Raw genomic sequence first — 8,025 nt, 5'->3', positions numbered from 1 at the left:
CTGTCAATCAAGGAGAGGGACTACGTGTCGCTTGCCAGGGTGGCCGGCGCCTCAACTTTCAGGATGATCATCTGGCACATACTGCCTGGCGTGGTAAACACGATCATCGTCTTGGCAACTCTGAGAGTCGGACAGGTGATCCTGACCGAGTCCATACTCAGCTTCCTGGGCGCGGGCATCCCACCCCCGACTCCGGCCTGGGGTGCGATGGTGAACGACGGACGCCTCTACATCAACGATGCGTGGTGGATCTCGTTCTTCCCAGGCGTGTGCATCTTCCTCCTGGTCATGTCCCTTAACTTCTTCGGTGACTGGCTGAGAGACAGGCTCGATCCCAGGCTGAGGCAGCTCGACTAGACTGAAACTTCCCCTCTCCCTTGAGGGAGAGGGCTAGGGTGAGGGTGTCAGCCTTCCTTCACCCATTATGGCAACGAAGCACTGGGGCAGGCCCGACAAGGTCTGCCCCTATTCTGTTCAAATCACGTAGAATAGAGCGCAACCAACAGACCAGAAATCTCGTAGACGAGGTTACAGATGATTGGATACCGAAAGCTGAACAGGAAGCTGGCAATGCGCTCACTCTCCTACCTGGCCGCCCTCGTAACATTGCTCGCTGTAGCGTCTCTCGCCTGCGGAGTTGAGTCCGGCGACCGCCGACCAGCTCGCCAGGACGATTCTGAGACACTTGAGTTCCACAGGACCCCCGTAACTGCGTTCGAGCAGTTCAGAATAGAAGTCACCAGAGAAGAAGGTGGGGACTGCTCAATCGATCCCAGTGAGGTCGCAGTCCAAATGGGCAACCGCGTCAGGTTGGCGATTCAGCTTCCGACTGAGATCGCGCAGGGAACAACAGGGTCTCTCGTAGTCACGGGTGAAAAGCAACAGCTCCAGTTCAACATCGAGGGGTTGGAAATGACCGCCTCAGGTGGAGCGTTTGGAACAGGCAAAACTGCGTTCGACATCGAGTTGGAGTCCGGCGCGCGTAAGAGCTACGACTTCAACGCTGCCAACACCGGAGCATTCGACATTCTTTGCGACGGCACAAAAGTAGGCACGTTCACCGTCAACCCTTCGGGATAGTCTCAGACAGAAGGCCCTAGAAGTTGTCCAGACGGCTCATACCGTCTGGACTCTTAGTTTCCCGGAAGCGTGAGCTTGGTGACCGTATCGTCAGAGGTATTGGTCACCCAGATGCTGGTCCCGTCAAAGGCTAGCCTACCGGAACCGGCGCCAACAGGATAGGTTGCCACAACGTCGCCATCCAGGTTCATCCTCGATACCGTCCCGTCGGCGCTGTTAGCGGTCCAGACGTGGGAGCCGTCGAATTCCAGACCGTACACCAGCGGCCCGAGTGCATCTCTGACTATGTCGTAGGGCAGCGGACCCGCGCTGAATCGTGCGACCTCACCGGCATCCTGGGATAGCTTGCTGATCGTCCCCTCGCGCCAGTTGGCCGCCCAGACATGGTCGCCATCGAAAGTAAGCGCCATCGGCGTATCGCCGGCCTCGAACACTTCCACGGTGTCCCCAGTCTCGATGTCGATCTTGGTCACCGTGTCGTTGCGAGCGTTGGCTACCCAGACGTAGCCGTCTGCCAGCACCAGGTCACTGGGCGCTCGACCAGCGGGGAAGACTCCATAGACTGAACCATCTCTCTCGATGACGGTCAGGGTGTCCTGAACGTACGATGCGACCCAGACGCGCTCGCCATCAAAGGTAGCGGCGCGAGGCGCTATGCCGATTTCGACGTTCATGTCGGCAGCGCCGGAACTCCCCACCCTGGATGCTGTCGTCTCGGTCATGTTGGCGGTCCAAACCGACTCACCATCGAAAGCTATAGCGTTTGGCTCGTTGCCTACCTTTGTTTCGTGGACGACCTCGCCGTCCAGGTTGAGCTGCGTCACTGTGCCGTCTAGCGCATTGGCAACCCACATCGACTCGCCGTCATACACGATGGCAACTGGCGCATCGCCGACATCGAAGTGCTCGGCGGTAACACCCTCCATCGTGAGCTTGGAGACGGCATCGGAGCCCGGGTGCAGCACCCACAGAGCCTCACCATCGTGGACCATGTTTCCCGGAGGACGGCCCAAGTGGAACGTGCCCAGGTTCTCGCCGTTCAGTCCCATCCTGCTGATCGTCTCGCTCTGGCGATTGGAGACCCACATCGATTCGCCATCGAACTCGACATCGCCAGGAAGCGCGCCGACATCGTAAGTTGCAGCGACGGCGCCTTCTTGAGTGATCTTGCTTACTGTTCCCTCAAGAGCGTTCACGACCCACATGTATTCGCCATCGAACGCCATGCCCCTGGGACCGTCTTCAACTTCGACTGTCGCCAGGACAGTGCCATCAGATGGTCTGAGCTTCATCACGGTGTTATCGTAGTAGTTGGCAACCCACAGGCTGGAACCGTCCCACTCCATCGCGATGGGGTTGTTGCCAACCTTGTAGTTTCCTATTGGCATTGGCGCGGTCTGGTCTGGAGGTACTGCCGCTGGGAGCTCGCCGCCCAGTTCTCTGATCTTCTCGGGCAGGGCAATGGTCGTGATGGTCCCATCGTCGTTGTTGGATGCGAAGATGTACCCGCCAGCGTACATTAGAGCGGCAGGACGCCGACCCGGTCGGAAGCTGCCGACAATCTGGTACTCAGGGCTGAGCACTCGAATTCCGAAGAACGTCGCAAGCCACATGGTGTCGCCATCATAGGCAAGAGCACGCGGGTAGAAGTCGGGAAGCGGCACGATCAGTCCTTCACTTCCGTCTGGCTCTAGGCGTTGGATCGTGTCGTCGGCCTGATTGGCTATCCACACCGACTCGCCGTCGGACATTATGCCTGTCGGAGAACTGCCGACCCTGAACGTGTGAATTGTAGGGACCTCGACAAGCCCCCTCGGGAACGGCGGATCTGTTGGACCGCCAACGGGGGACTGGGCAGCTCCTGCGGCCTGAATCTGCGTACTCCCCACGGGCAGAGGAGTAGGCGTTGGGCCAGTGGCTATCGGCGTGACTGTTGGAGCCGGTGTGGGCTCTTGCTGAACTGGAGTTGAAGTCGGTGGAGCAATTTTCGGTACAGGTTCGACCTGGGGTGCGGGCTCAGAGCCACATGCCCAGACGAGTAGCGTCAGCAGCGCCAACAGTGCGATAGTGCCCAGCTTCATTTCGTAGTAGAACTCCTGCCTCTAGTCGCGTCCACCTAGTCTACTGGATTCTAGTGATCGTTCAAGCGACTCTCAAGAATACAGCTAAAAGAAAGGGGCGTGCCACAATTCGCGAGGCACGCCCCTGAGCTTTACGTGAGTTTTACGCTGACTAGTAGAGGTGGCACACCACCCTGTGACCGGAAACAGGCTGCGTCTCCACAGGAGGAGTCTCAGCACAGGGTTCAAACCCCGACGGGCAGCGTGGGTGGAAGTGACATCCTGGGGGAGGGTCCACCGGTGAAGGAACCTCGCCGGTCAGGATGATCTCTTCTCGCTCGATGTCCGGGTGCGACGGCAACGCTGCGGACATCAGCGCCCTTGTGTACGGGTGAAGCGGATTGTCGAAGAGCTCCTCTGTTTCAGCCTCTTCAACTATCCGGCCAAGGTACATAACACCAACCGTGTCACACATGTATCGCACAGTGGCCAGGTGGTGAGCGATAAGCAGGTAAGTCAGATTGTGCTCGTCCTGCAGGTCTTCGAGCAGGTTCATGATCTGGGCGCGAATCGACACGTCCAGCGCCGAAACGGGCTCATCCAGAATGATCAGCTTGGGGTTGAGCGCCAGAGCTCTGGCGACCCCGATACGCTGTCGCTGACCACCGGAGAACTCGTGCGGGAACAGGTTTGCCTGGTACTGCTGCAGCCCTACCTCTTCGAGTAGGTCGCCTACACGGTTCCTGATCTCGTTCTTGGTCAACGTGCTGTTGACCTCGAGAGGCTCCCCGACAATGCTGCCAACTCGCATCCTGGGGTTGAGGGACGCCCAAGGGTCCTGGAACACAGCCTGTACGCTGGACTTGTAGTACCTGGTGTTTTCCCTTGTCAGGTCGGTTGCATCCATACCCTCAAAGAAGAACTGGCCATCAGTAGGTTCCTCCAGCTGCAGTATCAGCTTCGCAGTTGTGGACTTTCCACAACCAGACTCGCCGACGAGACCGTATGTCTTGCCCGGTTCGATATGGAAGTTGATGCCGTCCACGGCCTTGAGCATGGCCTTGTTTCGGCCCAAGAATCCCGATCCTACAGGAAAGTACTTCTTTAGGCCTCTAACCTCGAGAAGCGCGCCGTTAGAGCCATTTTCGCTAGTCATGAGTCAAATAACCTCTCAAAGGAGCTATTCTAGTCACCGTCTCCGGCGCTGATAGCAGCGCCTTCACTTTCTCTCATCCAGCACGCTGCGTGCTGCCCTTCGTCGACCGGGAAGTCAGGAGGGTACTCCTCAAGGCACTTGTCGAAGCTGTACCGGCACCTTGGTGCGAATGAGCACCCCTGTGGCAGATCCCACAGCGCCGGAGGCTGGCCTGGAATGGAGTAGAGGCGTTCCTCGGTCTCCTCCATCCTCGGAACTGACTGAATCAGCGCCTCAGTGTATGGGTGAGACGGGTTGTTGAAGATCTGCCGGACATCGCCCTGCTCTACGATCTTGCCTGCGTACATCACAGCAACCCGGTCGCACATCTTTGCGACGATTCCGAAGTCGTGAGTGATAAAGATAATCCCTACTCCGGTGGACTCCTGGAGTTCACGGAGCAGCCTGAGGTACTGAGCCTGAATCGTTGCATCCAGTGACGTTGTAGGCTCATCGGCGATCAGTACGACTGGGTCGCATGATATGCCGATTGCTCCAACTACACGCTGGCGCATACCGCCTGAAAGCTGGTGAGGATAGTCCTTGATCCGGACATCAGGCGCCGGAATCCTGACTTTCCTGAGCATGTCAATGACGGTGTCTTTGAGCGCTTCGCCTCCCAGACCCTTGTGGATCTTGAGGGCCTCACCGACCTGGTCCTCGATGTCGAAGACCGGATTCAGAGCTGTCATAGGGTCCTGCAGCACCATGCCTATGCGGCTGCCGCGGACTTTTTCCATCTCACCCTCGTCAAGAGTGAGGATGTCTTCGCCTTCGAGCAAGACACGCCCACCTACGATGTGGCCTGGAGGAGAAGGTACCAGTCGCATGATGGACAGCGAGGTAACCGACTTACCCGAGCCTGACTCACCTACGATGCCAAGGGTCTCGCCTCGTCTTAGCTGGAAGCTAAGACCGTCAACCGCTTTGACTACGCCCCAGCGAGTTACGAAGTACGTCCGAAGATCTTGCACATCGAGCACTACCTCGCCGATGCGGCTGTTGGAAGTCGTCATCCTTACTTACTCCTTCCGTGTATCCCTTAGTAATAGTGGAGGCCGAGGCCTCGCGATTCGTGGCCAATTGTCGTGCCAAAGACAAACCGCGCTAGTCAGAATGGAAATTCTGCAAGCGAGCCCAATATAGCCAATAGAGGTTCAAAACGCAACCCTCGCCGCAGAGAAAGCAGGGAGTCAACAGGCGTGTACGTGGTATGATTGGAGTTACGAGTCAGCAGAGGCAGTACTTCTGAATTGGGAGTTGGTTAGTGACTACTGCATCCGATACAAACACAGCGGCCTCGTCGTCCTGTCCGAGATGCGGACAAGATATGAGGCGAGAGCATGACGGAGTGCGAGAACCTCCCATGCCCAAGGTGTTCTGGTTCTGCACCAACTCAGACTGCGACGACGGCAGAAACAACCGACTGTACAGCGGCGGGTAGGAAGACTCGGCGGTCCACTGTACATTGACGCTCGAATGTCCAAATAGTAGAATTCAAGCTAACGGGCAGATGGATTTGACTTCGTTAAGGAGCTATGGGCAATGGTAATGGAAGCACCGGCACCGCTGACTATCAATATAGACAAAGACGCTGCCGAACACGTACGGGTCTTCGCCCAGCAGTCCGGCAAGCCCGACTCGCACCTACGCGTTGGAGTCAAAGGCGGTGGCTGTGCAGGCATGACCTACATTCTGGACCTCGTCGATACTCCCAACGAGGACGACAAGGTCATCGAGGAGCACGGACTACAACTCTACGTAGACCGCAAGTCTTACATCTTCCTGGCCGGTACCATACTGGAGTACTCCGGCGGTCTAAACGGCAAAGGGTTCGTGTTCAACAACCCGAACGCGAAGACCACATGCGGATGCGGAACCTCGTTCAGCGTTTAGACGGAACAACGTAGACACAAGAACGACTGCGCCGCGTTCATGGACGCGGCGCTTCTTTTTCGGGGGTAAATGCTGTGGCTACCCAGATTTCGACCAAGTCGGCACTGAGCAACAAACTGCGAAGCAGGGCCGTCGCATTCGACGTATCAGACTTCGGAAGACTCAAGGTGACCGGAGAGGATGCCATCGACCTGCTCGACCGGCTCTCCACCAACGACTTCAAGCTGTTGGAGCCAGGTGGAGGGATTAGCACCGTACTGACCACGAACAAAGGTCGAATTATCGATCTGCTTCGTATTCTCCAGCGTGAAGACGATCTGCTAATGATCACAAGCCCGGGGACTGCGGCACGAGTCGCCGAGTGGATAGAGTTCTACACATTCGTAGAGGACATAGAAGTCGAAGACGTCACGGCCACCACTTCACAGTGGCTCGTCGCCGGTGAAGGTGCTATGGACGCAGTTGCGGAGGCTGGTTTCGACACGGACGGTCTTAACGAATCGCTCAGCAACGCTACGACAGGTGAAAGCTCGACCATCGTCCGCACCATGCTCGGAGAGTTCCCCGCATACGAGTTGATTACGCTAGCGAGCGAAGGGACACTGTCTTTTGGTGCAGAGTACCTGGGTCGGCCCGAACTTGCTCAGCTTCGCGTCGAACAGGGCGTCCCGGCATACCCGCAGGAGATGAACGAGGACAGAAATCCGCTGGAGTCCCTACTGAAGCCCCACATCAGCTTTAACAAGGGCTGCTATATCGGTCAGGAAGTCGTGGCACGTCTGAACACGTATGACCGCGTCCAGCGATTTCTCTGCCAGCTTATTGTGGACGACGAAGCGACGGTAGACACGGGCGCAGCCGTACTCGTAGAAGGTGACCAGGTTGGCGAGATAACTACGTCGGCGCCTGGCCTGGCGCTCGCATACCTGCGCAAGCGTTTCTACGAAGACGGGCTTCGTGTAGAGGTCAGCAGCAACGAAGGCGTTACGGGAGCCACAGTCCGCGACATCAGGCCGCCCGAATACAACGACTAGTCTTCTTCGTTAGCCTTCAGGGTCAACCCGCCATCGACCAGTATCACCTGACCACGAATCATTTCAGCGTCTGGCGAGCACAGAAACGCCACAGTTTTGGCGATGTCCTGAGATGTCACCATCCTGCCGGCTGGCGTATTGTGACCCGACTCGAGCATCTGCTCCCGGTTTGGGAAGTGGTCCAGCGCGCCGGTATCAACGTATCCCCCTGATACCGCGTTAACCGAGATCCCAAGGGGCGCGAATTCTACTGCAAGGTAACGCGTTACTGCCTCAAGAGCGGCCTTGGATACGCCGACAGAGAAGTAGAACGGCAGTACACGTCTCGAGCCTTCGCTGGTGATGTTGACTATGTGGCCACCGTCCGGCATCAACCTGGCAGCCCTGACGGCGCACAACCAGGCAGCCCTGGCGTTGACGTTGAGGGTCCAGTCCCAGTGCCGGGCCTCCAACTCCACCGCCGCCCTCTGGACACCGGTTGCAGCGTTGTTGACAAGGATATCGACTCGTCCATACTCAGACTCGACGGCATCGAACAGGTCGTCGATCTTTTCCTCGTCGCCAAGATGCGCCCGGACTCTCAAACACCGAACGCCACTGGCCTCGATAGCCTCAGCAGCGTCGGACGCCGCACTATGATTTCGGAGGTAGTTGAACGCTATATCGGCGCCTCGACCGGCCAACTCAAGGGCAATCGCCAGACCTATGCCGCGCGAGGCCCCTGTTACGAGAGCGACCTTGCCTTCGAGACTCATAGCGA

At 57.5% G+C, this 8,025-nt stretch carries 8 protein-coding genes; 4 read left to right on the top strand and 4 right to left on the bottom strand.

Annotation, left to right across the window (positions count from 1 at the left end; all coding sequences use genetic code 11):
* Together J4G14_07235 and J4G14_07230 are read left to right on the top strand one after the other, a co-directional pair.
* Positions 1 to 357: ABC transporter permease (locus tag J4G14_07235; protein ID MCE2457593.1), on the top strand; the 357-nt coding region annotated here is incomplete at its 5' end.
* Between the two features lie 177 nt (positions 358 to 534).
* Complete coding sequence (locus tag J4G14_07230) at positions 535 to 1,080, top strand: hypothetical protein (protein ID MCE2457592.1); 546 nt, start codon at positions 535 to 537, stop codon at positions 1,078 to 1,080.
* A gap of 53 nt (positions 1,081 to 1,133) precedes the next feature.
* Here J4G14_07230 and J4G14_07225 read toward each other — a convergent pair whose 3' ends face one another.
* The 3 genes from J4G14_07225 to J4G14_07215 all read right to left on the bottom strand — a co-directional run bounded on the left by J4G14_07225 (position 1,134) and on the right by J4G14_07215 (position 5,330).
* The gene (locus J4G14_07225) at positions 1,134 to 3,161 is read right to left on the bottom strand and encodes a hypothetical protein (GenBank protein MCE2457591.1); all 2,028 of its coding nucleotides are present in this window, start codon (positions 3,159 to 3,161) and stop codon (positions 1,134 to 1,136) included.
* A gap of 151 nt (positions 3,162 to 3,312) precedes the next feature.
* Complete coding sequence (locus tag J4G14_07220) at positions 3,313 to 4,296, bottom strand: ATP-binding cassette domain-containing protein (protein MCE2457590.1); 984 nt, start codon at positions 4,294 to 4,296, stop codon at positions 3,313 to 3,315.
* A gap of 29 nt (positions 4,297 to 4,325) precedes the next feature.
* Entirely contained in the window at positions 4,326 to 5,330 is a 1,005-nt protein-coding gene (locus J4G14_07215; GenBank protein ID MCE2457589.1) for an ABC transporter ATP-binding protein, read from the bottom strand.
* A gap of 556 nt (positions 5,331 to 5,886) precedes the next feature.
* On the opposite strand from J4G14_07215, the gene J4G14_07210 reads away from it, so the two are divergent.
* Entirely contained in the window at positions 5,887 to 6,231 is a 345-nt protein-coding gene (locus J4G14_07210) for an iron-sulfur cluster assembly accessory protein (GenBank protein ID MCE2457588.1), read from the top strand.
* A 74-nt stretch (positions 6,232 to 6,305) separates the two neighbouring features.
* Positions 6,306 to 7,265, top strand: coding sequence for an aminomethyltransferase family protein (locus J4G14_07205; GenBank protein MCE2457587.1), 960 nt, complete (start codon positions 6,306 to 6,308; stop codon positions 7,263 to 7,265).
* On the opposite strand, the gene fabL is transcribed toward J4G14_07205, so the two are convergent.
* On the bottom strand, positions 7,262 to 8,020 hold the full coding sequence (fabL, locus tag J4G14_07200; GenBank protein ID MCE2457586.1) for an enoyl-[acyl-carrier-protein] reductase FabL: 759 nt from the start codon (positions 8,018 to 8,020) through the stop codon (positions 7,262 to 7,264). The two genes, J4G14_07205 and fabL, sit on opposite strands and share 4 nt — an antisense overlap.
* Between the last annotated feature and the right edge of the window lie 5 nt (positions 8,021 to 8,025).

The organism is Dehalococcoidia bacterium, from assembly GCA_021295915.1.
Lineage (GTDB): Bacteria > Chloroflexota > Dehalococcoidia > Lucifugimonadales > UBA1123 > VXRN01.
Note: the sequence above shows the minus strand (reverse complement) of the source record. Positions and strands in the feature narration are given on the sequence as shown.